General features: G+C 34.7%; 16 protein-coding genes and 1 tRNA gene. 10 read left to right on the plus strand and 7 right to left on the minus strand.

What is annotated here, in order from left to right; all coding sequences use genetic code 11:
- Nucleotides 1–3 precede the first annotated feature (3 nt).
- From BUE22_RS00520 to BUE22_RS00555, 7 genes are all read left to right on the plus strand, one after another.
- Nucleotides 4–1,605 (plus strand): RagB/SusD family nutrient uptake outer membrane protein, encoded by a 1,602-nt coding sequence (locus BUE22_RS00520; RefSeq protein WP_073392911.1) that lies wholly within the window; start codon nucleotides 4–6, stop codon nucleotides 1,603–1,605.
- A complete protein-coding gene (locus BUE22_RS00525) occupies nucleotides 1,605–3,242 on the plus strand; it encodes a glycoside hydrolase (protein ID WP_084540185.1) in 1,638 nt (545 codons plus the stop codon). Before BUE22_RS00520 ends, BUE22_RS00525 begins: the two co-directional genes overlap by 1 nt.
- 284 nt (nucleotides 3,243–3,526) lie before the next feature.
- The gene (locus tag BUE22_RS00530; protein WP_073392915.1) at nucleotides 3,527–5,110 is read left to right on the plus strand and encodes a glycoside hydrolase; all 1,584 of its coding nucleotides are present in this window, start codon (nucleotides 3,527–3,529) and stop codon (nucleotides 5,108–5,110) included.
- 91 nt (nucleotides 5,111–5,201) lie between these two features.
- Nucleotides 5,202–7,625, plus strand: a complete 2,424-nt coding sequence (locus BUE22_RS00535; protein ID WP_073392917.1) for a glycoside hydrolase family 2 TIM barrel-domain containing protein — start codon at nucleotides 5,202–5,204, stop codon at nucleotides 7,623–7,625.
- A gap of 264 nt (nucleotides 7,626–7,889) precedes the next feature.
- Nucleotides 7,890–9,260, plus strand: coding sequence for a glycoside hydrolase family 27 protein (locus tag BUE22_RS00540; RefSeq protein WP_073392919.1), 1,371 nt, complete (start codon nucleotides 7,890–7,892; stop codon nucleotides 9,258–9,260).
- Nucleotides 9,260–11,197 carry a glycoside hydrolase family 43 protein gene (locus tag BUE22_RS00545; RefSeq protein WP_073392922.1) on the plus strand — a complete coding sequence of 646 codons (1,938 nt, stop codon included), beginning with the start codon at nucleotides 9,260–9,262 and terminating at the stop codon, nucleotides 11,195–11,197. The genes BUE22_RS00540 and BUE22_RS00545 overlap by 1 nt, the downstream gene beginning before the upstream one ends.
- A 952-nt stretch (nucleotides 11,198–12,149) precedes the next feature.
- Entirely contained in the window at nucleotides 12,150–12,527 is a 378-nt protein-coding gene (locus tag BUE22_RS00555; RefSeq protein ID WP_073394238.1) for a nuclear transport factor 2 family protein, read from the plus strand.
- Nucleotides 12,528–12,652: 125 nt separating this feature from the next.
- Here BUE22_RS00555 and BUE22_RS00560 read toward each other — a convergent pair whose 3' ends face one another.
- Both BUE22_RS00560 and BUE22_RS00565 read right to left on the minus strand, forming a co-directional pair.
- Nucleotides 12,653–13,219 (minus strand): DUF417 family protein, encoded by a 567-nt coding sequence (locus BUE22_RS00560; protein WP_073392928.1) that lies wholly within the window; start codon nucleotides 13,217–13,219, stop codon nucleotides 12,653–12,655.
- Between the two features lie 84 nt (nucleotides 13,220–13,303).
- Nucleotides 13,304–14,155, minus strand: a complete 852-nt coding sequence (locus BUE22_RS00565; protein ID WP_084540186.1) for a helix-turn-helix domain-containing protein — start codon at nucleotides 14,153–14,155, stop codon at nucleotides 13,304–13,306.
- Between the two features lie 192 nt (nucleotides 14,156–14,347).
- Between BUE22_RS00565 and BUE22_RS00570 the strand changes: the two genes are divergently transcribed.
- The 3 genes from BUE22_RS00570 to BUE22_RS00580 all read left to right on the plus strand — a co-directional run bounded on the left by BUE22_RS00570 (nucleotide 14,348) and on the right by BUE22_RS00580 (nucleotide 21,377).
- Nucleotides 14,348–18,343: an ATP-binding protein gene (locus BUE22_RS00570; protein ID WP_073392931.1), complete on the plus strand. Its 3,996-nt coding sequence runs from the start codon at nucleotides 14,348–14,350 to the stop codon at nucleotides 18,341–18,343.
- Nucleotides 18,344–18,464: 121 nt separating this feature from the next.
- Nucleotides 18,465–20,951, plus strand: a complete 2,487-nt coding sequence (locus BUE22_RS00575; RefSeq protein ID WP_243396803.1) for a glycoside hydrolase family 31 protein — start codon at nucleotides 18,465–18,467, stop codon at nucleotides 20,949–20,951.
- 54 nt (nucleotides 20,952–21,005) lie between these two features.
- Nucleotides 21,006–21,377 (plus strand): helix-turn-helix transcriptional regulator, encoded by a 372-nt coding sequence (locus BUE22_RS00580; protein ID WP_073392934.1) that lies wholly within the window; start codon nucleotides 21,006–21,008, stop codon nucleotides 21,375–21,377.
- A gap of 855 nt (nucleotides 21,378–22,232) precedes the next feature.
- Here the strand turns inward: BUE22_RS00580 and BUE22_RS00585 are convergent.
- The 5 genes from BUE22_RS00585 to BUE22_RS00605 all read right to left on the minus strand — a co-directional run bounded on the left by BUE22_RS00585 (nucleotide 22,233) and on the right by BUE22_RS00605 (nucleotide 26,156).
- Nucleotides 22,233–22,317 (minus strand) — tRNA-Ser (locus tag BUE22_RS00585).
- A gap of 160 nt (nucleotides 22,318–22,477) precedes the next feature.
- On the minus strand, nucleotides 22,478–22,867 hold the full coding sequence (locus tag BUE22_RS00590; RefSeq protein ID WP_042566611.1) for an acyl-CoA thioesterase: 390 nt from the start codon (nucleotides 22,865–22,867) through the stop codon (nucleotides 22,478–22,480).
- A 1-nt stretch (nucleotide 22,868) separates the two neighbouring features.
- Nucleotides 22,869–23,999 carry a 3,4-dihydroxy-2-butanone-4-phosphate synthase gene (ribB, locus tag BUE22_RS00595; RefSeq protein ID WP_073392938.1) on the minus strand — a complete coding sequence of 377 codons (1,131 nt, stop codon included), beginning with the start codon at nucleotides 23,997–23,999 and terminating at the stop codon, nucleotides 22,869–22,871.
- 2 nt (nucleotides 24,000–24,001) lie between these two features.
- A complete protein-coding gene (locus tag BUE22_RS00600) occupies nucleotides 24,002–25,456 on the minus strand; it encodes an LptF/LptG family permease (RefSeq protein WP_073392940.1) in 1,455 nt (484 codons plus the stop codon).
- 7 nt (nucleotides 25,457–25,463) lie between these two features.
- Complete coding sequence (locus tag BUE22_RS00605) at nucleotides 25,464–26,156, minus strand: outer membrane lipoprotein periplasmic chaperone LolA1 (protein ID WP_042566730.1); 693 nt, start codon at nucleotides 26,154–26,156, stop codon at nucleotides 25,464–25,466.
- Nucleotide 26,157 lies beyond the last annotated feature (1 nt).

Genomic DNA, 26,157 nt, shown 5'->3' on the forward strand with positions numbered 1-26,157 from the left:
AACATGAAAAAAATAATTTTATCAATAATAGCTTTAGCTGCAGTTGCAGTTTCCTGCTCTGATTTTATTGAAAAAGACGAAAGAGGAAAGCAAACCTTAGAAAACTACTTTCAAACGGCACAGGAATGCGAAAATTATACCAACGAATTAACCCGCAGATTGTTAGTTACCAATGATTGGTGGGTATTGGTTGCACCAAGAGTTACCAACGAAATGGCAACAGATGATGCCTGGATGGGTAATACAGGTCAGGACAACAGTGCGCACAGACCAAGTTCTCAATACATTATTTCGCCAGATAATATGGGAGATATGAACAGCAGTTATACAGCGCATTTCTATACCATTCAATCAGCAAATATTGGTTTGGAGAGAATGGCTGAGGCACCAATCTCTGAGTCACAGAAGAATCAATATATGGGAGAATCTCTATTTGTTCGTGCCTATTGTTATTATGAACTGGTAAACCTTTTCGGAGGGGTTCCACTCTATACAACATCATTAGGTACTGGTGATTTAAAGTTAGAACGAAGCTCTGCTGAAGAAGTGTATGCTCAGATTGAAGCCGATCTTAAAGAGTCTGCTGCTAAACTGGAAACCATTCCGGTAAACAGAAGCGGAAGAATAAACAAATGGGCTGCTTATGCTTTATTGGCGCGTGTTTCTTTATTTCAGGAAAAATGGGCAGAAGCGAAACTATATTCAAATAAAGTAATCACGGAAGGACCTTTTGCATTAGAAGCGGATTTCCTAAACATTTGGAATGTAAACAATCACAATGGAGTAGAATCTATTTTAGAAGCACAATCTTCAGATGTACAAAATAAAAGTTTAGGTTCTGCATTGCCAACATTGGCAGGGGCAAGAGGAGAAGACAAGAAAAATTTTCCAAGCAATGATGCTGCAGATGTTTTAGACGGCTGGGGATGGTGTATGCCAACCAGTGATTTAGAAAATGCTTATCTTTCTGAGAATGATGTAATCCGTCGCAGAAGTACCATCACAAAATGGGGAGAGGCTGCTTATGGTGATGAGGTTTTAAATCCAACACATAAATTCAGTTTAAATGATAATAAATCAGGACGTATTTGTCGTAAATATTATATTCCGATAGCAACACGTCGAGCTTTAGACAATAAAGACGGGCATTTGCCTTTGAATATTCCATTGATTCGTCTGGCTGAAATGTATCTGACCAGAGCTGAAGCAAATTATCATACAGGAGGAGATGCCTTGGCAGATATCAATATCATCAGAGCACGTGTAAAATTAGATCCAAAAACAGGTTTATCTGGTCCGACACTACTGAACCAAATTTATAAAGAGCGTCGTTTAGAATTGGCTTTTGAAGGATTGCGTTTATACGATATCCGTCGTGAAAAAGACCCAACTACCGGAAAACCAGTTATTGAATCTTTGATGGGACCAAACGGAACTTTTGTTCAATACAACCTGAACTCTGCAGATCCGTATGAAACAACCAATTTGAGAGAACCTCAGGATAAAGGAATCAATTTTAACCCTGCCAAAAACTTATTGTGGCCAATACCTCAAATGGAAATTGACTTAAGTGGAGGAGTAATCAAACAAAATCCAGGATATTAATGAAATTTATAAATAACAAAAAAGTAAGTCTGCTATGTGCAGGCTTGCTTTTCGCTAACTTTTTTATGATTAGTTGCGATTCTGAAAAATCAGATGATTCAGGTGCTGAAAACACCATTGCAGAATTAAGTGTAAATCTGGATATGAATCTCCAAACCATGGAAAGTTTTGGTGCTTCTGATGCCTGGCAATGTAATTTCATTGGAAAAAACTGGCCTTCTGATAAAAGAAATAAAATGGCGGATTTGCTTTTCAGCAGAGAATTGGATGCTGACGGAAACCCAAAAGGAATCGGACTATCATTATGGCGTTTTAATCTTGGAGCGGGAAGTACAGAACAAGGCGATGCCAGTGATATTTCAGATGAATGGAGACGTACAGAATGTTTTACAACAGATGGAGTTTCGTATGACATGAGCAAACAAGCCGGACAGGTTTGGTTTATGAAAGCGGCAAAAGAACGTGGTGTTGAGAAATTATTAGCTTTTACCAACAGTGCACCGGTTTATTTAACTCAAAACGGAAAAGCACACGCCAGCATAAAAGAATTTTATAATTTGCAAGATGGAAAAATGCCGGAATTGGCTGATTTCTGGGTTACTGCATTAGATAAATTAAAAACAGAACAAGGTTTAACAATCGATTATGTGAGTCCGTTTAATGAGCCGCAATATGAGTGGGACGGAACTGCACAAGAAGGATCTCCTGCTACCAATGCTAACATTTACAGTTTTGTAAATGTATTATCTCCTAAATTGCAGTCAAAAGGGCTTACGGCTCAAATTGTTGTTGGGGAAGCCGGAGCTTACGAATCTTTATATAAAACCGTTTCAGGTAAAGAAAGCAGATCCAATCAGATTGATTATTTCTTTGCAGCAAATTCTGCTAAAAAAATAACAGGATTATCAAACGTAAAGAAAACCATTTCCGGACACAGTTACTGGCAGGCCTGGCCTTTGAACGAACTGATTTCTTCAAGACAACAAGCGGCTTCAAGAATTCAGTCAGTTGGTGCAGTTAGTTTATGGTCTTCAGAATATTGTGTTTTAGAAAGTCCCGGAACATCAGAATTGTCAGGAGGCGGAGGTCCGGGAAGAGATTTGGGAATTCAGCTGGCACTTTGGACAGCCCGTATTATCAGTACTGATATTGCTGTTGGTGGCGTTACGTCATGGCAATGGTGGACAGCGATTAGCCGTGGTGATTACAAAGACGGATTGATTCACGTAGATGACAATGCAAGCAACGGAGCGGGAGATGCAAATTATTGCAAAAACGACGGATACATTAGAGATTCTAAAACGCTTTGGGCTTTAGGAAACTTCTCTTTCTTCGTAAAACCGGGAATGGTTAGAGTTCAGATTCCGAGTGTAGATAATGCCACTTCCGTGAATGATGTAATGGTAACAGCATATAAAGATGCGGCAACAAAGAAATTAGTTGTTGTTGCGGTTAACATTAGCAAATCGACGAAAGCCTACAAATTAAATCTTACGGGAGGAACTTTAGCAGATAATAAATTGACGCCGTACACAACTTCTGAAACTTTAAGTTTGAAAAAAGGTGCAGCTGTAGATGTTTCTAATTTTACAATTCCGGCGAAGTCGGTTGTGACTTATGTTGGAACGTATAAATAATAAGGTTCAGAGGTTCAAAGAGGCAAAGGTTCAAAGGTTTTAGAATCGATGCGCAAATCTTTGTCAAAGTTTTAAACTTTGACAAAGATAAATAACCACAATGTTTGTTATTGGATTTAGATGACGAATAGATTGCATAAAACTTTGAAGTAAAGTAATTAATCGTAAAGTATGTCATCCCGAGGAACGAGGGATCTCCGCGAGAAGCTCTACAAAGATTAGCAAACCCGAAAGGTTTTTAAAACCTGTCGGGTTTATATAAAGACTTAAAGAATAAAAAGAAAATGAGAAAAACCTATATCTCGCTTTTATTGGTAATGAGTTCGCTGTCTTACGGACAGCGAACCATAACCATTAGCACAGATAATGTTGTACAAACCATGGATGGTTTTGGGGGTTCTGATGCCTGGAGATGCCAGTTTGTGGGTAAATGGCCGGAACAGAAAAAAAACGCCATTGCCGATTTGCTTTTTAGCAAAGAAATCGACGCACAGGGAAACCCAAAAGGAATTGGGCTTTCGATCTGGAGATTTAATTTAGGTGCGGGAAGTACAGAGCAAGGCGAAAACAGCAAAGTTTCGGACGAATGGAGAAGAAGCGAATCTTTTCTGCAAGCTGACGGAACTTATGATTTTTCGAAACAGGAAGGACAAAGATGGTTTTTGCAGGCAGCTAAAAAACGAGGTGTTGAAAAATTCCTGATTTTTACCAATAGTCCGCCAGTTTATATGACAAACAACGGATTATCTTTTGCCTCTCAAAAGAATAAACTGAATCTAAAAGATGGTGCAATTCCAAAATTTGCCGATTTCTTAGTTCAAAGTATTCAAGGGTTAGAGAAAAAAGAAGGAATAAAATTCGATTATATAAGTCCGATAAACGAACCGCAGTGGGAGTGGATGCCAAAACACGGTGATACCAACAGTCAGGAAGGAACACCGGCAACCAATCAGGAAATTTATGATTTGACCAAATCACTTTCGGAAAAATTAAAAGCTCAAAAAATGAACACCGAAATTGTAATTGCCGAAGCCGCACAAATCAATTATTTATACGAAAATGTAAATGGCGAAAACCGCGATAATCAGATTGACTATTTCTTTGGAAAAACAAAAACAAATATTTCGAAATTCCCAAATGTTAAAAATGTAATTTTAGGTCACAGTTATTTTACAACCTGGCCAATAGAAAAACAAGTTTTAAGCCGTAAATTGATCGCTGCAAATGTGAAACAAAATCCGGGATTAAAATATTGGCAATCTGAATATTGTATTTTAGAAAATCCGGGCGAAGCTGAAATTCCGGGTGGTTCAGGCGGAGGAAGAGACTTAGGAATGCAAACCGCGTTATTCGTAGCTCGTTTGATTCATAATGATATTGCTGTCGCTAATGCGGCTTCATGGCAATGGTGGACTTCTATAACCCGTGTTGATTACAAAGACGGATTAATTTATCTGGATGATGGAAAAAGCAATGGAGGAACTGCACCGAATTATGTGAGAAACGATGGAGAATTTCACGATTCAAAACTGCTTTGGGCTTTAGGAAATTACTCTTTGTTTGTGCGTCCGGGAATGTTGAGAATTGATGTTCCAAATCAAAATGAACTCGATGCAGCAAACGATGTTATGCTAACAGCCTACAAAGATACGGCAAACAAAAAACTGATTGTCGTTGCAGTAAACTGCGGAAAATCATCTCAAAAATACAAGTTTGATTTATCCAAAGGAACAATCAAAAACAATGAAGTTATGCCTTATGTAACTTCTGAAAATTCAAACCTAAAAAGAGCCAATATTCAGAAAATTGATAATCTGGAAATCCCTGCAAAATCTATTGTAACGTTTGTGGGAGAATTGGAATATTAAAAAAAGTTTCAGGTTTCAAGTTCTGTGCGAGACCTGAAACTTGAAACCTGAAACAAAGAAAACTAAAAACAACAACTAAAAATTAAGAATAGTGTTTACAAAAAAGAGCTTATTACCTGTTTTACTCTTTTCGTGTGTCTCGGCATTCAGCCAGATTTCGTTTGGAGATTCAAAAAAAATCAATGACAACTGGAAATTTAATCTTCAGGATATTTCAGATGCAAAAAACACCACTTTTGACGACAGCAAATGGCAGTCGGTAAATGTACCTCATGATTGGAGCGTAAAAGGACAGCTAAGTCCAACACTGGCAAGCTGTACAGGTTATCTGCCGGGCGGAATTGCCTGGTACAGAAAATCAATCAATATTCCGCAGAGCAAAGCCGGAGAAAAAGTGTATTTGTATTTTGAAGGAGTTTACAACAGAAGTGAAGTTTTTATCAACGGACATTCTTTAGGAAAACGCCCTAACGGATATATTTCTTTTGCTTATGATGCAACTCAGTTCGTAAAATATGGCGGAGAAAACACGATTTCAGTTCGTGTAGATCACAGTCAAAGTGCCGATTCCAGATGGTATACAGGTTCTGGAATTTATAGAGATGTTTGGGTAGTTTATGCAAATCCGGTTCATATTGCACAATGGGGTGTTTACGCCTATCCCGAAGTAAAAAAGGGAGTGGGAACCCTAAATGTTGAGGTTGATGTAGAGAATGGTTCTTCTGCAAAATCAACTTTAACTGTAGTTAACGAATTGATTTCAAAAGATGGAAAATCTGTTGCAAAAGCTTCTAATAAAGTTGAGGTCGCGGCCAATCAAAGTGGTAAAATAGCAGCTAAATTAGATGTTAAAAATCCACAATTATGGGACATCAATAATCCAAATTTATATCAGCTTAAAACAACCGTCCTGAAAGATGGAAAACAAATAGATCAAACAGTTACAAAAACTGGTTTTAGAACTTTCACTTTTGATCCAAATAATGGTTTTGCTTTAAATGGGACATGGATGAAAATGAAAGGCGTTTGTTTGCATCACGATGCCGGAGTTTTAGGTTCTGCAGTACCTCGCGAAGTTTGGGAAACCAGATTGAAAACATTAAAAGAAATTGGCGTAAATGCGATCCGTACAAGTCATAATCCACAAGCACCGGTTTTTTACGAATTGTGTGATGAATTAGGATTATTAGTATTGAACGAAGCTTATGACGAATGGGAATTTCCAAAACGTAAATGGTTAGAAGGCTGGAATTACGGAACACCGGGATTTGAAGGCTCGTTTGACATTTTTGCAGATTACGGAGAAAAAGATCTGGAAGACTTTGTGCGTCGTGACAGAAACCATCTTTCGGTTTTTGCGTGGAGTATTGGTAATGAGGTAGATTATCCAAACGATCCTTATTCTCACCCAGTTTTAGATAAAGGAAAAGAGGGTTTTGGACAAGCGGCTTACGGAGGTTATAAAAAAGAGGCACCAGATGCCATGCGTCTTGGAGTAATTGCAAAACGCTTGGTTGCAGCAGTAAAAAAATACGATAAATCCCGTCCGACAACTGCTGGTTTGGCCGGTGTAGCAATGTCTAACGAAACAGAATATCCGGGAGCTTTAGATATTACAGGATATAATTATACAGAAAGCAAATATAAATCAGATCACGAAAAATATCCAAACAGAGTTATTTTCGGAAGCGAGAATGTTCACGATATGGAGCCTTGGCTGGCCGTAAAAAATAACAAACATATTTTTGGACAATTCCTTTGGACAGGTATTGATTATTTAGGAGAATCAGGAAGATGGCCTTCAAGAGGATTTTACTCTGGTTTAGTTGATTTTGCGGGGATTATCAAACCGAGAGGGTATTTCCGTCAATCTTTATGGTCTGATAAACCAATGGCTTACATCGGAACTTATCCTTTAAAAAATGAAAAGGATATTTCTAAAGATGCGTGGGCAATCTGGAATTACACTCAAGGTGAAAAGATTCGCGTTGTGTGCTATACAAATGCTGCAAAAGCTCGTTTAGAGTTAAACGGAAAAGTAGTTGGTGAGACAAAAGCTTATGATGAGAAAACAGGAATTATTTATTGGGATATTCCGTTTACTGCTGGAAAATTAGAAGCAATTGGTCTAAACAAAGACGACAAAGAAGTAAGCAGATACACGATTAATTCGACACAACAACCTGTTGAATTAACCATTGCTGATACTAATATCACAATTGCAAAAGACAAAGGTGTAGCTAAAATTATGGTGCAGCTAAAAGATCAAAATGGTCTTCCTGTAATGCTTTCAGATAATGAAGTTACCTGCACAATTACGGGGTCAGGAACATTGTTAGGACTAGAAGCCGGAAACAATAGTGACATGACAGATTATACAGATAATGTACAGAGAGTATATCACGGGCATATTGCGGCTTATGTTCAGGCAACAGGAGAATCGTCTCAGCCTATTAAAGTTACGTTTACAAGTCAATGGTTAAAACCGGTTGACGTTACTGTGAGTGTGAAGTAAGAAGTTAAATGTAATTAGTTATAAGTTCCAGCGGAACGATATATTTATAGTAGATCGTCACCGAAGATCTGACAGGTTTTAAAAACCTGTCAGGTCTATCAAAGGATGCTTGTTCCGTTGGAACTAGTTCACACAAATTAGTAGTTTGTTTTTTAAATTGTCAATTAACCTGTCAGCGTTTTGGTTAGCAGACAGGTTAATTGTATTTAATGACGAAAAGTTTATTATATTCGAGTGTATTATTAACACTTATTAAAAATCATAATGAAAATAAAAAATATAGTTCCGTTGATTTTGGGGTTGGTTTTCGTATCGGTTTCTTCTAATGCCCAGACAAAAGTTTTTAAAAAGGATGAATTCAAACAATGGGCACAAACGCCGCCGATGGGTTGGAATAGTTGGGATTGCTATGGTCCGACTGTAGAAGAACATGAAGTAAAATCCAATGCCGATTATATGGCAAAAAACCTCAAGAAATTCGGTTGGGAATATATTGTCGTTGATATCAGATGGTTTGTTGAAAATGATAAAGCAGGAGGATACAACCAAACAGATCCACGATATGTAATCGATCAATACGGAAGATATTTGCCAGCCGTAAATCGTTTTCCATCAGCAAAAGACGGACAAGGATTTAAGCCTTTGGCAGATTATATTCATAAAAAAGGATTAAAATTCGGAATCCATATTATGCGCGGAATTCCGAAAAAAGCGGTTGAAGATAAAATGCCTATTAAAGGCGCAAACGGAATCACAGCAGATCAAATTTATACTACGGTGTTGCAATGCGAATGGCTAAAAGACAATTATACAATTGTTGCAGACAAGCCAGGAGCACAGGAATATTATGATTCTATATTTGAACTGTATGCAAGTTGGGGAGTTGATTTTATCAAAATTGATGATTTATCCAGACCGTATCACGAAGGCGAAATTAACCTGATTAGAAATGCAATCGACAAATGCGGACGTAAAATCGTATTGAGTACTTCTCCTGGTGAAACGCCTATAACCGCAGCTCCTCACGTAAAAGAACATGCCAATATGTGGCGTATGGTTGATGATGTTTGGGACACCTGGCCGCATATTACACATTTAATGAAGGTAAGTGAACAATGGTATCCACATATTGCACCAGGAACATGGCCAGACTGCGATATGATTCCATTAGGACGCATTTCTGTTAGGGGAGAACGTGGCGAAGACAGAATGACACGCTTAACAAAAGACGAGCAATACACTTTAATTACCTTTTTCAATATTTTTAAATCGCCGTTATTTTTTGGTGGAGATTTACCAAGTAATGATGCGTTTACATTATCATTATTAACAAATAAAGAAGTTGTGAAAATGCACAATGAAAGTACCGATGTAAAACAACTTTTCCAGAAAGACGGAAAAATTGCGGTGACTTCAAAAAATCCTAAAGACGGAAGTATTTATCTGGCTTTGTTTAATATCTCAGATAAAACTTCAGAAACTATTTCGGTAAATTTTTCTGATTTAGGAATTTCAGGAAATATAGAAGTTTTGAATATGTGGACTGGTGAGAAATCAAAAGTTGCTTCAACAGCAATTTCAGCAGAATTAAAACCTCACAGTTCAGTTTTGTATCAATTAAAAGAAAAAAAATAATGAGGAAAACACATTTTAGTATTGTATTATTTTTATTGCTCTTTAGTTTTTCACAAGCACAAAACAACAATACAAAAGGGATTCCACCCGCAATTGCAGAGAAGGATTTAACGGCTTATTTGTTTGTTTACTTCACCGGAAATTCGGTTGAAGAAGAAGCTGTTCGATATGCTATTAGCGCAGATGGTTATCATTATTATCATTTAAATAATAACAAACCAGTCATAGACAGTAAAGTAATCAGTTCAACTGGTGGCGTTCGGGATCCGCATATTTTGCGCGGAGACGATGGCAAAACTTTTTATATGGTTTTGACAGATATGACGTCTTCAAAAGGCTGGGACAGCAATCGTGCAATGGTCTTGTTAAAAAGCACCGATTTAGTAAATTGGAAAAGCAGTATTGTAAATATTCAAACTGCTTTTCCGGGAAATGAAAATTTAAAAAGAGTTTGGGCACCACAAACGATTTACGATGCAAAAGCAGGAAAGTATTTAATTTACTTTAGTTTGCAATATGCAGGAGGTCCGGATAAAATTTATTACGCTTATGCTAATAAAGATTTTACGGGTTTAGAAAGTGCTCCAAAATTATTATTTGTTCCAAAATCGGAGAGAGCTTGTATAGATGGTGATATTATTGAAAAAGACGGAATTTATCATCTTTTTTATAAAACAGAAACCGAAAACCCAGGAATTAAAGTAGCCACAACAACTGATTTGACTTCTGGAAAATGGACAGAAAATGACAATTATCTGCAACAAACAAAGGATGGTGTTGAAGGTTCCAGCGTTTTCAAACTAAATAATTCGGATGATTATATCCTGATGTATGATGTTTACACAAAAGGAAGATATCAGTTTACAAAAAGTAAAGATTTAGAGAATTTCACTGTTATTGATAATGATATTTCAATGGATTTTAATCCGCGCCACGGAACTATTTTGCCTATCACACGTTCTGAATTGAAGAAACTGATTACAAAATGGGGAATGCCGGATAAATTTCCAAAAATAAATAATAACCCGGTTTTAGAAGGTTATTATGCTGATCCGGAAATCTTATATTCGAACAAAACAAAGAAATACTATATCTATCCAACAAGTGATGGTTTTGATGGATGGTCAGGAAATTATTTCAAGACTTTCTCTTCAGATAATTTGACAGACTGGAAAGACGAAGGAATTATTGTAGATCTCAGAAAAGATGTGACTTGGGCCAACAGAAATGCTTGGGCACCTTGTATTGTGGAGAAAAAGATAAAAGGAAAATACAACTATTTTTATTATTTCACGGCTGCTCAAAAAATTGGTGTAGCATCATCAGATAATCCAAACGGACCTTTTACGGATAGTGGAAAAGCACTTGTAAGCACAAGACCAGAAGGAGTAAAGGGAGGTCAGGAAATTGATCCGGATGTATTTACAGATCCTAAAACAGGAAAAAGCTATTTGTATTGGGGTAATGGTTATATGGCTGTAGCCGAATTAAATGCCAATATGATTTCGATAAAAGAAGGAAGCACCAAAATAATCAAGGTTGATGATACTTTTAGAGAAGGAACTTATGTTATTTACAGAAAAGGAACCTACTATTTTTTATGGAGTGAAGATGATACGAGAAGTCCAAATTATAAAGTTAGATATGGAACGTCAAAATCGCCTTTAGGGCCAATTGAAATTCCGAAAGATAATATTGTAATTCAGGGAATTCCAGATCAGGGAATTTATGCTACAGGTCATAATTCTGTATTACAAATTCCAAATAAAGACGAATGGTACATAACCTATCATCGTTTTTCTTATCCAACCGGAATAAAAATGGGTGATGCCGGCGGTTTTCATCGTGAAGTTTGTATGGATAAACTAGAGTTTAATCCTGACGGAAGTATCAAACAGGTAATTCCAACACACAGTGGGATTGATGCAATAAAATAATTTTAGAATTTTAGTTTTTAAAAAGCCGTTTCTTATACAGAAACGGCTTTATTAATTATAGAAATGCTTGTAAACGCAATTTTATGAGTTCTTTAAATGTAATAAATCTAAAACTTTTGGTGAAACTTTCAAATCAGATCGGAACTTTAAAACACCCTTTATGAAATGTCTTTTTAATTCATTTCCATTGCGTATTGAAAATGGAGTTTTAAATGTAATAGCTTTATAAATTATTGTATTCGTAGAGTTATCTAAATAATATACACAAATATCATAAGCTACATCTTCACCCTCTGATAAAACTACATCATAATTTTTTAGATCGGGATTTGGGTATAAAGACTCAAAAGTTAGGGATTCAATGATTGTTTCATTTTTATAATGATGTAAACCATTTTGATCTACTATTACTTTGGTAATTTTGTTTTTTCGGGTAATAATTACATCCTTTAATACGAAATATATCAAAAAAGAAGAAAGAATTACGGATATTATTACAGAAGAAATTTTAAATTCAGCAGATAATTTTCCAGATTCAATAATAATAATCTCTAAATTAATTATTCCTAAAAATTGTACTCACAAAAAGAAATACTCCTATAGCCTTTGCTATAAAAGTTATTTTTTTTGATTTTAATGATTCTATTTTTGAAAATTCACTATTCTGAAAATCCATTTTTTGTTAGAAGTTAGAAATTAAAACATTACAGTTATTGGAGCAAATTTAGGAAAGATAAAATTTATTATTCAGATTTTAGTAGCTGTCGTAAAAATTTGAAAGAAATAATATCGTTCTGCTCCTCGTATTGTTCCTTATGAAAAGCAAGGCAAAACCCACTAAGAAGAAACGGTTTAGTTTGTTTATTCTTGATTAAATGTATGTTAAAAATGTTCCTGCCTTTTAATATTAATTTGAACTTTGTATAACTGTTTAATTAATAAAAAGATGATTATGGAAACGCAAATTATTGAACTGGAAAAAAAATATTGGCAGGGAATGGAAAATCACGACTATGAAACGGTAAAAAAACTTACTCGTTTTCCTTGTATAATCGCTGGTAAAAATGGAGTGCATAGTGTAGATGAGGCCAATTTTAAAAAGATGTTTGATTCAGGGGATGGTGATAAAATAAAAGTGTTGAATTTTTCTGATGTCCAAACACAATTAGTTGCTGAAAATACTGCTGTAATAGCATATTTGATAGAATTGGGAATAACGGGTGATGAACAAAAAGCACCTGTGAAATGTGCCTGCACTTCTACCTGGATAAAAGAAAATAACAATTGGACTTGTCTATTGCATACTGAAGCTGAATTATCTCAGCAGTAGATTGTAATTTTAAATTATTAATAGAACCCAAGCCAGTGCTGTTAAGTGTTCTGCATGGGATAATACGACCCTTTGAAACCCTGAAATTATTTGTAATCTCAGGGGCTTTCTTTAGGGTGTTAATATTAATTATTTTTTCTTTGGAGATAAAGTGTTGCTGACTGACTCATTGTAATCACGGATGCTCCAAGAATAACAACATCCTTAAGAACTAATCGTCCACGTCCGGATAAATAAGGGAATCCATATTGATAATCTGTCAAATGTGGCACCCAACTTTCTGGTGTTGTAACTAAAAATGAAAGTGTACCGATGGTGAGGATAAATACTAGTATGCTTCCTATCATACTTGCCAAAGGAGCCCAGTTATGAATAGCTACCAAAAAAGCAATACCAATTAGTAAAATTCCTAAACCATTTGCAAAACCATAAGTATTGTTTTGAATATTCCATTGGTGATTTTCAGCAATTAATTCACCTTCCTTATTGCTGTATTTTTTATACTCAGATGGATTATCATAAAAAAAGGACATAAAAGGACTGTTTGCTACAAAAGGCACTATGCCGTCAGCTTCATAAGTAAAAAATTTAAGTCCGCCAATCCATAAAAAAACAATTACGATACCAGCACGTACTGCATTTTTTCCAAGCGTATCAAGATTTGCTATTGTGTTTAAAAGAGAATTTTTCATTGCTTTGTTTTTTAATTTTTTGTCATCATTAACAATGCAAAGTTATCTTCTGGATAAGAAGTAAGAAATGGATAAAAAATGCTATTACTTAGACAAATCTGCCACAATAGAGATACCGGTTGTTTTCCTGAAGGTTTGAGGAGAAACTTTGGTCATTTTTTTAAATACGCGACTAAAATAATATTCATCCTGAAATTTTAAGGCATAAGCAATTTCCTTGATACTTAATCGGGTGAGATGAAGTTGTTTTTTTGCTTCCAAAATTAATCTTTCCTGAATCATTTGCGTGGGCGTTTTATTGAAACGCTTGCTGCATTGTTTCGTAAAATTATTTGCTGTCATAGAAAGTAAGGAGGCATAATCACTTGCTTTATGCAGCGTTAAGAAATTTTCTTCGAGCAGTATTTTAAACTGGTCCATTTTTTCATCTTTTTGAAAATTTTGTTTTTCACCTGTTATTTTCAAACTGCTAGATTTAGCAAGTATAAGCTGAAGATAAGCTCGTAAGACAATTTCTGAAGGAGTCTGCTGTTTAATCTCATCAATAATCTGATCGACTAACTGACAATATAATTGATGCTGTTCATTAGTTAATTTTATAGAAGGCTCAACATAAATATTGTTAAACAATAAACCATTGCATGCAACCTCTTTTCTATGATATTCAATACAATAAAAGTCACCGTGAAATTGTAATGCGGTGTAGGTTAATGGTGTAATTTCCTTAATGGATATGGATTGTTGAGGTGTCGAAAACAGTATCGCAGGAGCCTTAAATGCAAAAGAGGCAAAATCAGCATGATAGATTCCTTCTCCTTTGCTTATTAGCAAAACAGTATACTCGCTAAATTGTACCGGCATATCTAAAAATGAATTATTTTCAGATTTTTCTATGCCTAAAAGTAAGGTTTTATTTTCTGAAAATACTTTGTTCATCTTGTAGGAGAGTTGGATTATATATGATTGTAAATTTAGAGAATGAATTCTTGTTATTCAATATTATTTAAAGTATAATTATTCAAGTATAAAAGATTGATGTTCATCTGATCTATAATATCATTATTAAGATTAGAGAGTATATTTACAGCTTCATATTACTATTTTTTAATAGATACGAACTTCGAACAAATGACAAAATTATTATTTAAATTTTTGTGGCAGGGCCTGAAAAAAGAAAACGGCGTTTTCCGACTCTCACTTCATGCGTATTTTTTTTTCTTCGCTATCTTTTTTTCTTTTAACAGCAAAGTTTTTGCACAGGATTTCTTATTCTCTCCAATTGAAAACAGACACCAGCTTAATGAAGAGAGAATTAGGCATTTTATTGAACTGCAGGATGGCAGAATAGGTGTTTTTACTGAGGGAATGTTCAACTTATACGATGGAGCAGATTTTAAGACAATAGAAATTGACGATGATAATTCTGCTGCTCTTATATCATATAGAGGGTTCCATCACAGTTATTTTGAGAACAATCGTATTTGGTTTAAGCATAAAGGGAAGATCAGCCTGATTAATGTCTCTAAAGAAAAGAGTGAATCCGATCCAATTAAAACGCTGCGTTTTTTAGGATTTAAAGGCACCCCGAACGATTTATTTGTTGATGAAAAAAAAGATATATGGGTAGTAGATGATTTGGGTGCACTGCTTTGTTACGAACAGGATTCAAAAAAGGTAGTCTGCTTTTTAAACAAAATTTTTATAAAGGGAAGCCCTGATGAACAACTTTATGATCTTGTTGTTCATCAGCAAAAGGTATATTTAATTTATAAATCGGGATTAATCCGTTGTTTTGATCGCTCCTCATCAAAAGAGATTTATAAACTAATTGTTGTCAAAGATGCCTTGGATGATTTTACTGATTGGAATCACACCACAGCGGTTGGTAAATATCTATATCTTGTAAGGTCTGGAATCGGAAAAGGGCAATTGATTCGATATGATACTCAGACCAGGCAGTCAAAAGTGTTATTACAAGCCGATACATATTGGCTGAATACCTTTGCAGCAAATAAAAATGGAGACTTTTTCATTAGCTGTAGCAAAGGGCTTTGGTATTTTAGAGCAGGGAGTACTTTTGGCAGTTTTTATCCTGAGTTAAATTTAACAGAAAAAGACAAAATAAAAACCGAAGTAAGTACTGTTTTATTTGATTATCAGGGAGGGCTCTGGATCGGGACATTAAATAAAGGAATTTACTATTATCATCCGGATCGTTCTCGTTTTAAATATTATCAGAAAAGTAATTTCAACTTAAAAGATAATGACGAATTTCAGGTAAATTGTTTTGAAGAAACTTTTGATGGGAAATTGCTTATTGGTACAAATAAAGGACTCTATATAGCCGAACTTCCTCTCAATCATAGTAAATTATTCAAGGTTTTGCTTTCTGAATTGCATTGCTATTCTCTGTTCAAAGATTCTACAGGTCAAGTATGGATTTCGACCAATAAGGGATTGTATATATATGGAACAAATGGCCTTATAAAACAATATACAAAACAATCCACAGGTTGTGTTTACCAAACCGCTCAAGGCGAAATATTTGTCTGCACTGATACAGGAATTTTCAAGTGGAATAATTCTTTGCAGCCTTTTGGTCTCTCCTTTTTGATTGATTCTCCTGCTGATGCCTTTCAAATCACCCAATGGAATCATCAATTGATTGGCATTTCTTCTAGTGGCCCTTTTATAATGAATATTGCTGGTGATAAAATTATAAAGCCTCTATTAAAAGGAAATAAAAGAATGCTGATGTTCGGACAAAAGAACCATAAATACAGTTGCCTTTTATCTGATTCTGACCAGGATTTATGGCTGGGGACTTATAATGGCCTGACAATTTGGGATAATAAAAATCAAAAGTTATATGAAATAAATACCGATAAAGGTTTAGTAAACAATAGCATTAAGGCAATAGTGGAAGATATAGATCGCTCGTTTTGGGTTACAACGTCGCGTGGTATAAGTCATATCATTAAAAAAAGAACAGCAAGCGGACTTAATTTTAGAATCGTAAATTATGATAAATTTACCGGAGTCCTGGAATATCCATTTGTGGATCGTGCTGCGCTTATTTCCTCAAAGAATGGATTATTTATTGGAGGAATAGACGGTATGAACAATCTAAAAAGAAATGATGCAAAAGACAATCAATTTGTTCTTAATCCAATATTCTTTAATTTTAAATTGTTTGGAAAGAATGTGACGAGTGGGCAAAAAATAAACAAAGGGATTGTTTTGAATAATGCGATAGCATCAACCGATACTATAAGGCTGGGATATGATCAAAACTTTTTTAGCATTGGGTTTTCCGGACTCAATTATGTCAATCAAGCACACACTTATTTCAGATATAAATTGGAGCATGTTGATAAGAATTGGCGCAATGAGAATTCTACATCCGGAATAGGTGAAGCTAGCTATACCAATATATCCCCCGGCCACTATGCTTTTAAGGTGCAAGCCAGTTCTGACGGTTTACACTGGCCTGGAAGAGTAAAAAATCTTTTAATTATCATCGAGCCTCCTATATGGAATACTACTCTTGCCAAAGTACTTTATTTGGTAATATTGTGTATAGGGATTGCTTTAATTTCAAAAGTTCTTATAAAGCATAATACTTTAATCCGCAAAAGGCAACAAGATTATGCTATAGAAAGAGCAAAGTCAGATTTTATAACCAATATGAGTCATGAATTGCGTACGCCGCTCACACTTATAATAACACCTTTAAAATCACTGCTTGCAAAAGTGGCAGATGAGAAAATAAAAAGAGAACTGCAGCAAATTAGCTCCAATAGCGATCTTTTATTGGACACTGTCAATCAGTTGCTTGATTTTAAAAAGATCGATACGGGAGAAGAAATATTACATTGCAATTTTTATGATAATCTTTCATTCATGACTGAATTGTGTAAAGCCTATGTAGCAATAGCAAAGGAAAAAGAAATTGACTTTACCTGGGATATAGACCCGCAAAACGATGATTTGTATCTGGACAGGCAAAAAATTACCAGAATAATAATTAACCTACTTTCTAATGCTTTTAAATTTACAGGTTCAGGAGGTACAGTTAAATTCTCAGCTATAATTGACAATTTGGATAAAGTTCTGATAATTTCAGTTGAAGATTCAGGAATTGGAATTCCTAAGGTAGAAATAGATAACATTTTTAATCGTTTTTATCAGGCAGACAATCAAAATGAGATATCAACAGGCAGCGGTATAGGCTTGTACATGGTGAAATATTATGCAGCAATGCATGGCGGATGGGTCACCGTAACAAGCAATCCAGAGCAGGGAACTTGTTTTAAGGTACTATTATCAGTGCTTAAAAAAACGGAATTGAAGTCTTTTGAAGGAGAAGTAGCAACAAGAAAAAACATACTTATTGTTGAGGATCACATTATTTTTAGAGGCTATTTGCTGGATGAATTGAAAAATTATTATAATGTTATCACAGCCCATAATGGAGAAGAAGGTTTAAAGAAAGCAATAATGCATGTTCCGGATCTTATCGTAACAGATATGATGATGCCTCAAATGGATGGTCCGGAATTAAGCCAGGCGATTCGAAATACGATTGCCGTAAGTCACATTCCCATTATCATGCTTACAGGAAGAACCTCTGATGAAGCCCGATTTGAAGGTTATAAGGCAGGAGTCGATGCTTATATGGTAAAGCCCTTTGATATTAATTTGCTGGTACTTCGAATTGATAAACTATTGGAGATAAACGACACGAGACGAAAAACTTTCATTAATAAAAAGGAAGTACAAATTGATACATTAACAGATAACCCAATTGATCAGGAGTTTTTAAAACGCACTTTTCAGTGTGTCTTAGATAATTTGTCGAATTCTGATTACACAGTCGAAAAGTTCAGTGAAGATATGAATATGGATCGCACTGGTTTATATCGAAAACTTATGGCACTTACAGATCATTCTCCCACAAATTTTATTCGTACTATTCGATTAAAAAAAGCTGCCGAATTACTATTGGATAAAAAACTGACAATTGCAGATGTATCTGATCAGGTAGGTTTTAATAGTATTTCTTATTTTACCAAATGCTTTCATGAGGCTTTTGGTAAAACACCCAGCCAGAGCAGATCGTAAAAATGTTTCAAAACAATAAATTAGTTCTTTTTAATACGCTGATTTTTTGTGTTTTGTGATAAGTATAATCTGATTTCAACATTAGTTATAATTATTTCAACATAGTTTAAAGACTTTAAAAATGACAAAAGTTATTTTTATTGCACTAAACTATATTAACCCAATTGAAATGAAAATTATTTACTCTTTATGTACTGTGCTGCTTTTTTGCTTTCATAGTAATGGGCAGAAATTCGAGAAAACCATTCAGGGAATCAAGACTATCGCCAATGGCAATAACATAGAAATACAGTTTTACAGTCCTGCTATCGTCAGGGTTATTAAATTTCCTGAAATGAAGAATTTTTCAAAAGAAAGTCTCTCGGTAGTTTTAAAGCCTGCCAAAACTGCTTTTAGTGTCAAAACTCTTGGCAATATTATCTTTTTAAAATCAGATCAATTAACTGTTAGTATAAATACTGATTCAGGAAATGTAGCATTTGCATCCTCTGAAAATGAATTATTAAAAGAAAAACCTCAGGGAACGAAATTTGAAACTTTTGATGATGCAGGAGTAAATACCTTTACAGTCACGCAGTCTTTTATCTTAGATAAAGAGGAACCCATTTATGGATTGGGACAACATCAAAGCGGAGAATTAAACCAAAGAAATCAAAAATATCATCTAGAGCAAGGCAATGTGGATGATGCTGTGACTTTTTTTCAATCAATAAAAGGCTATGGACTTTATTGGGATAACTATTCTCCAACAGAATTTAAAGATGATGCCACCGAAACTTCTTTTAAATCGATTGTGGGCGATGCTGTTGATTATTATTTTATGTATGGAGGTAATGCAGATGGGGTAATCGGAGAAATGCGGGAATTGACCGGAAAAGTACCAATGTTTCCTTTGTGGACCTATGGCTTCTGGCAGAGTAAAGAGCGATATAAAAGTCAGAATGAATTGGTAGATGTCGTTAAAAAGTATCGTGAACTATCAGTACCCCTTGACGGAATAATACAAGACTGGCAATATTGGGGCAACAATTATTTATGGAATGCAATGGAGTTTTTGAATCCTGAATTTTCAGATCCAAAAAAAATGGTTGATGAGGTTCATAATCTTAATGCCCATATGATTATTTCGATTTGGTCTTCCTTTGGTCCGCAAACAAAACCTTATAAGGAAATGGATCAAAAAGGAATGTTATTTAATATTAAAACCTGGCCGGAATCCGGTTCAGAAATATGGCCGCCAAATGCAGATTATCCTTCAGGAGTTAGAGTATATGACCCTTACAATCCTGAGGCGAGGGATATTTATTGGAAATATGCCAATAAGGGATTATTTTCTCATGGAATTGACGGCTGGTGGATGGATTCTACAGAGCCAGATCACTTCCAGGCAAAACCAGCAGATTATGATACAAAAACATATCTCGGATCTTTTAGAAAAGTGCGAAATGCATATCCTTTAATGACTGTGGGTGGAGTTTACGACCATCAGCGTAAAACTACATCAGACAAGCGTGTATTTATTTTAACCCGATCTGCTTTTGCAGGCCAACAGCGCTACGGGGCCAATACATGGTCTGGTGATACAGGTTCGAGCTGGGAAACTCTTCGTAATCAGATTCCGGCCGGATTAAATTTTACCCTTACTGGCATACCGCATTGGAATTCAGATATAGGAGGTTTTTTTGCAGGCGCCTATAAACAAGCATGGAATGAAAGATCAGGAGCCAAAAATCCGCTTTATCAGGAATTGTACGTGCGTTGGATTCAATTTGGCACTTTTAATTCAATGATGCGTTCTCATGGTACCGATGTTCCAAGGGAGATTTATAATTTTGGTGTAAAAGGCGAACCAATCTATGATGCAATAGAGAAATTTATTAATCTTCGTTATGCGCTTCTTCCTTATATTTATTCCACATCATGGGAAGTTACAAGCAAGAAATCCAGTTTTATGCGCGCATTATTTATGGATTTTCCAACTGATAAAAAAGGATGGGATATTAAAGATCAGTTTATGTTTGGCAGATCAATATTGGTAGCTCCCGTTGTCGAGGCACAATACACTCCAGAGAAAATAGTAAAAGTAAACGAATCAACGGGCTGGGATCAGCAAGGAGATAAAAAAAATACAGAAAAAACAACTATAGACTTTACAGCAGAAAAGTCAAAAAATGTGTATCTGCCTGCTGGTACATATTGGTATGACTTCTGGACCAATGAGAAAATTAAGGGAGGTCAGGAAATTGTAAGAAAAACAGCCATCGATATGCTGCCCCTTTATATAAGGGAAGGAGCAATTATTCCCTTTGGTCCCAAAGTACAATATGCAACCCAGAAAAAGTGGGATAACTTGGAGATAAAAGTATATCCGGGCAAGGATTGTTCTTTTGTGCTTTATGAGGATGAGTTTGATAATTACAATTATGAGAAAGGATTTTATTCTGAAATTGAATTTTTATGGAATGAGGCATCAAAAACATTAACGATTTCAAATAGAAAAGGGCAATATACCGGAATGCTAACCAGTAGAAAATTTACTATTGTAATGCCAAGTGGAATGACAAAGATTATTAATTACAATGGTAAAAAAGTGGAAGAGAGATTTTAGCGATAATTGATTACTGTTATTTTCTAATACTTCTACTTATAAATCCAAATTCAAATGCCAGGAAATATAAACGAAAATATAAAAAGAATCAGGGAACTTAAAGAGTACACTCAGGAATATATGGCTTTAATGCTTAACATTACCCAGACGAGCTACAATAGAATTGAAAAAGGCAAGAGTCCGCTCACTTGTGACAAATTAGAAGAGATTGTCTCTATTTTTGAAATGGATCTTATTAGCATTATAAAGTTTGAAAGCAGTCTGTATATTAAGAGCGATTTTATAAAGTATAAGGCACCTCTGGACCAATGCGATCTTTCTAAAATAGAGACACTCTACAGGGATAAAATTGCACTTCTGGAGAAACTGCTTGCTATAACGGATAGAGAACTTATAAAATATAAGGATAAATATAAATGTATTTAAATATTGGCTTTGACAGTTTTTTAGTAATGCAATGTTTCATGATTTAAAAACATTATCGTTAATTATTACTATAAGTTATATTTTATATCTAGGACAACAACTATATAATGTCAAACTACCGTATTTTTACAAAGTTGGGTAACACTTTTCTATATTGCTGAAAAGGTTTCGGCGATTTGCCTGTTTAATTTGGTAACAGAAGTTAATAATATGATTAATTCTATCATTAACGCTAATCCGGATTTGGTTCTGATAATCATTGCTATTGCCTACGGATACTATATCACCATGGTAAAAAAGAACAAAAAGTAAGCTCTTTAGAATATTTAAAACTTTATAAAACAGATAGAAGCATAAAATGGAAGATTATGTTTTTATGGACAGCCGTCTTGTATTTCATGCAAGGCGGTTTTTTTTGTAATATGCATTTTTACATCAGATTTAACTTTGCATAGACATATAGAAAATGGCTCTCAATACTAAGAAATAGCTCACTCCGCAGTTTATCTCTCAAGTCCCTTATCATTTGCTGCTATTTCATCATTATGCTTTCGAAATCCTTCCAGTACTTGGTTGTACTTTTATAAAGATTAAAAAAATTACTTTTTTATTTTTTTGGTGAAGTATATAAAGTTTCGAACTAATTCCATAAGCCTGAATTTTGCTGAGTTTCTAGTTTTCAAAAACCCCATGTACCACGAATGTGCCACAAAGATTTTACGCGATTTTATAAATATTGAAAAGCGGTATAAAAGAAAAAACCCTGCAAATCGTTTGATTTGCAGGGTTTACCGCTTTTTTAGGCTTTTTTGAAAACTTTGAAAATTTTATTTTTCCTTTGTTTTCGCGCCTTCGCGGAGAAAGAGGGATTCGAACCCCCGGACCTGTTACAGTCAACAGTTTTCAAGACTGCCGCATTCGACCGCTCTGCCATTTCTCCAGTATGTTGCGATCATTTGCTGATTGCGAGTGCAAATATAAGACCCTTTTTCGGTTCTCAAAACTTTTTTTAAGCTTTTTTACTGATTATTTTAAATTAATTTTCAAGTGCTTCATAATCAGTATTTATTTTAAAAACATTTTTACGTTAAATAACGTGATTAATCTAAAATTGGTGTTGGTTTCTTGTTTTCATCAACTGCAACAAACGAAAAAGTTCCTGAAACTACCGTTTCACGAAGCTCCGAATACATCTGTTCCATGAAAATATCAACGTGAATTTTACAGCTGGTTCTTCCTACGCTATCAACTTTTGCAACTAATTCGATTAAAGTTCCGGCCGGAATTGCTTTTTTAAAATCAATTTGACCAGTTGAAATCGTCACAACTTTCTTTCTGCTGAATCTTGTGGCACAAATAAAAGCCACTTCATCCATAAGATGAAGCGCAGTTCCCCCAAATAATGTATCATAATGATTTGTAGTACTCGGAAAAACTGCTTTAAATATGTGAGTCTCTGCTTTTGAAATTCGTTCTTCTAAAGTCCCCATATTAGTAGCTTACGTATTCAGTGATTTCAAGACCGTATCCAATCATTCCAACACGCTTAGTTTGTTCTGTATTTGATACCAGTCTAATTTTTGAAATATCAATATCATGCAGAATTTGAGCTCCAATTCCGTAATCTTTACTGTCAATTACAATTTTTGGTGCTTTCAATGTGCCATTAGACTGTAAAGCTTTAAGTTCAGAAATTCTGTTTAGCAAGTTTACAGCAGACATATCCTGATTAATAAAAATAATGGCACCTTTGCCGTTTTCATTAATCACCTTAAACATATCGTCTAATTGCTGTTCTGCATTATTTGTCAGAGTACCTAATAAATCATTATTTACCTGCGAAGAGTGAATTCTTGTTAAGATAGGTTCTCCAAGATTCCACGTTCCTTTCGTTAAAGCAATATGAATTTGTTTATTTGTCGTTTGTTCGTAAGCTCTTAATCTAAAAGTTCCAAAACGGGTTTCAATATCAAAATCCTCTTTCTTAACAATTAAACTGTCGTGCTGCATTCTGTAAGCTACAAGATCTTCAATCGAAACTAATTTTAAATTGAATTTTTTAGCCACGTTCACAAGTTCCGGCAAACGAGACATAGTTCCGTCTTCATTTAAAATTTCACAGATTACACCAGCTGATTTAAATCCTGCCAATCTTGCAAAATCAATTGCCGCTTCCGTATGTCCTGTTCTTCTTAAAACACCACCTTGTTTGGCTACCAAAGGAAAAATATGTCCAGGTCTTGCCAATTCATGTGGTTTTACATTTGCATCCGTCAGTGCTAATACTGTTTTTGCCCTGTCTGCTGCTGAAATTCCTGTTGTTACTCCATGTCCTTTTAAATCTACAGAAACTGTAAAAGCAGTTTCCATATGATCTGTATTATTAGTAACCATTGGTCTTAAATCCAATTCTTTACAACGGCTTTCTGTTAATGGAGCGCAAATTAATCCACGTCCGTGTGTAGCCATGAAATTGATCATTTCCGGAGTTACTTTTTCGGCTGCAGCCAAAAAATCACCTTCATTTTCACGATCTTCATCATCGACTACAATGATTACTTTACCTTGACGAATATCCTCTATAGCTTCTTCAATGGTATTAAGTTGTATTTTTGTTGACATAATTATTGTTTGTTTTGAGCGGGAAAAAAGCGCTCGGAAATTTTTTGAAACAGTTGTGATATTGGAGTTGTAATGGCATCAAAATTAATTAATCCATTGTCGTTTGTGGCACGATATGTTAATAAAACCGCCAATGGCAGTAGTATAAAAGAAGACATCCATGAGCCCATAAAAGGAGTCATACCGCCTTCCTGCGAAAGTCTTTTTCCAAAAGTATTAATAAAGTGGAATGTAATAAAAATCAAAACCGCAAATACAATTGGTAAACCAAGTCCACCTTTACGGATGATAGCGCCTAATGGAGCGCCGATAAAAAACATTAAAAAACAGGCAAAAGCAATTACAAATTTCTCGTATAATGCGCTTAAATGTTTATTAATATCTCTTTGTTTGTCTTTTAAATCTTTTTGAGTCGATTCGATAGAGTAGATGTTACTTGTAACAGTACTGCTTGCCATTTTTAAAATATCAGACTTTTGTTTGTTGGTGTACAGAGATAAAAGATCATTTGGTAATGCTTTTTTCTTTTTGTCTGTTTTTAAAACTTTAGGAGAAGCTTTGATTCCAACACGCTGATTTATATTTTCTGAAAATGAAACTATTTCGTTATTCAGGTTTTTATTTAAGGAGTCTAAAGTATAGCGTAATTCATTTACATTCAGCATTCCGTTTGTACTGTTTACACTTGCCTGATTCTCATCAACTTTGTTTAGTTCGGATAAATCAATGTTGATAATTTGTTTTTTAAAATCACTTTTTATAAAAGGAAGTTTAGAACGATCTTCATATTTTTTTGGAGTTACATCCTGATAATAATAACCGTCATTTAAAACAAGTTTTAAAATACTTGATTTTTCATTACTGATTAATTCACCATCTTTAGCTTTTATAACAGTTTTGTTTTCGCCAAAACTATTTGCTTTTTCATGAATCGTAACCCCGGTTAAAATGTTTCCGTTTTCGCCTGATTTTTTGTTTACCTTAATATTATATGTTCCAACATCGTTAAACTGACCTTCAGCGATAGCCATAGCGGGCTTGGCCTGAGCAATGTTTTTTCTGAAATTGACAAATTTATATTCAGCATACGGAATCACATTATTGGCAAACCAAAACGCAACAATACTTAATACGAAGATAAAAATGATTAAAACCCGCATTGCCCTTTGCAATGATATTCCCGAAGATTTCATAGCTGCAAACTCATAGTTTTCAGCTAAATTTCCGAAAGTCATAATCGACGAGAGTAAAACCGATAAAGGTAAAACCAACGGAATAATTCGAGGCATTGAGAAAAGAAGGAACTTTATAACCAATATCAAATCTAGGTCTTTACCTGCTAATTCAGAGATAAAGAGCCATACAGTTTGAAGAATGAATATAAAAAAAAGGATTACAAATACCGTAGTAAATGTAATCAGAAATGTTTTTAGTAAGTATTTGTCTAAAATTTTCAACCTTGGTTTAATCTAATTTGTTGATGTAGTATTTTGGATATTTGCTCGCTACAAAGGTAAATTGATTTTTTGATAAAGGCTGATTGGTTTTAAAAGAATTAACGGTTAAAGTGGTTTTTGTTCCATTTTTTCCTGTTTCAATCAAATTGTAGATGTGTTTTGTTTGTACATCAATACCTAAAAGAATCTCTTTTCTTTGATCTTTGGTGTTTGTAGGTGCTAATTTAATGTATTGAATTTTTCTTCCTTTTACATTTTGAACAATATCCATATTGTATTTGTATCCCGAATTAAAGAAAGTAAGCATTTTTGAAGGCGTAATAGCATTATCGTCTTTTTCGTTTACTTTTGAAATAGTAACTTCTTCGTCTTCAGGAACAATAGTATACGTTTTTTGTCCGTCGAATATTTTAGTAACGCCCATGAAATTTAATACATATTGATTGCCTTTCATTACAACATTTCCTTTGCTGTCCTGATTGATATTTTCTTTAGCATTGTTCAAAGAATATTTAAAGTCAATAGCAATATTGTCGTAACTTTTTATTTTGGCTGTTACCTGGTTCAATAAATCCTTTGCTTTTTTATCCTGAGCCTGAATAGAAGTAAAGCTCAAAAGAAATAAAAGTGCTATTTGTAAGCATTTTTTAGTTCTGTTTTTGATAGAATTGTTGTTGATTTCTTGAATTTTTGCTTTCATG

The organism is Flavobacterium pectinovorum, assembly GCF_900142715.1.
Taxonomy (GTDB): domain Bacteria; phylum Bacteroidota; class Bacteroidia; order Flavobacteriales; family Flavobacteriaceae; genus Flavobacterium; species Flavobacterium pectinovorum.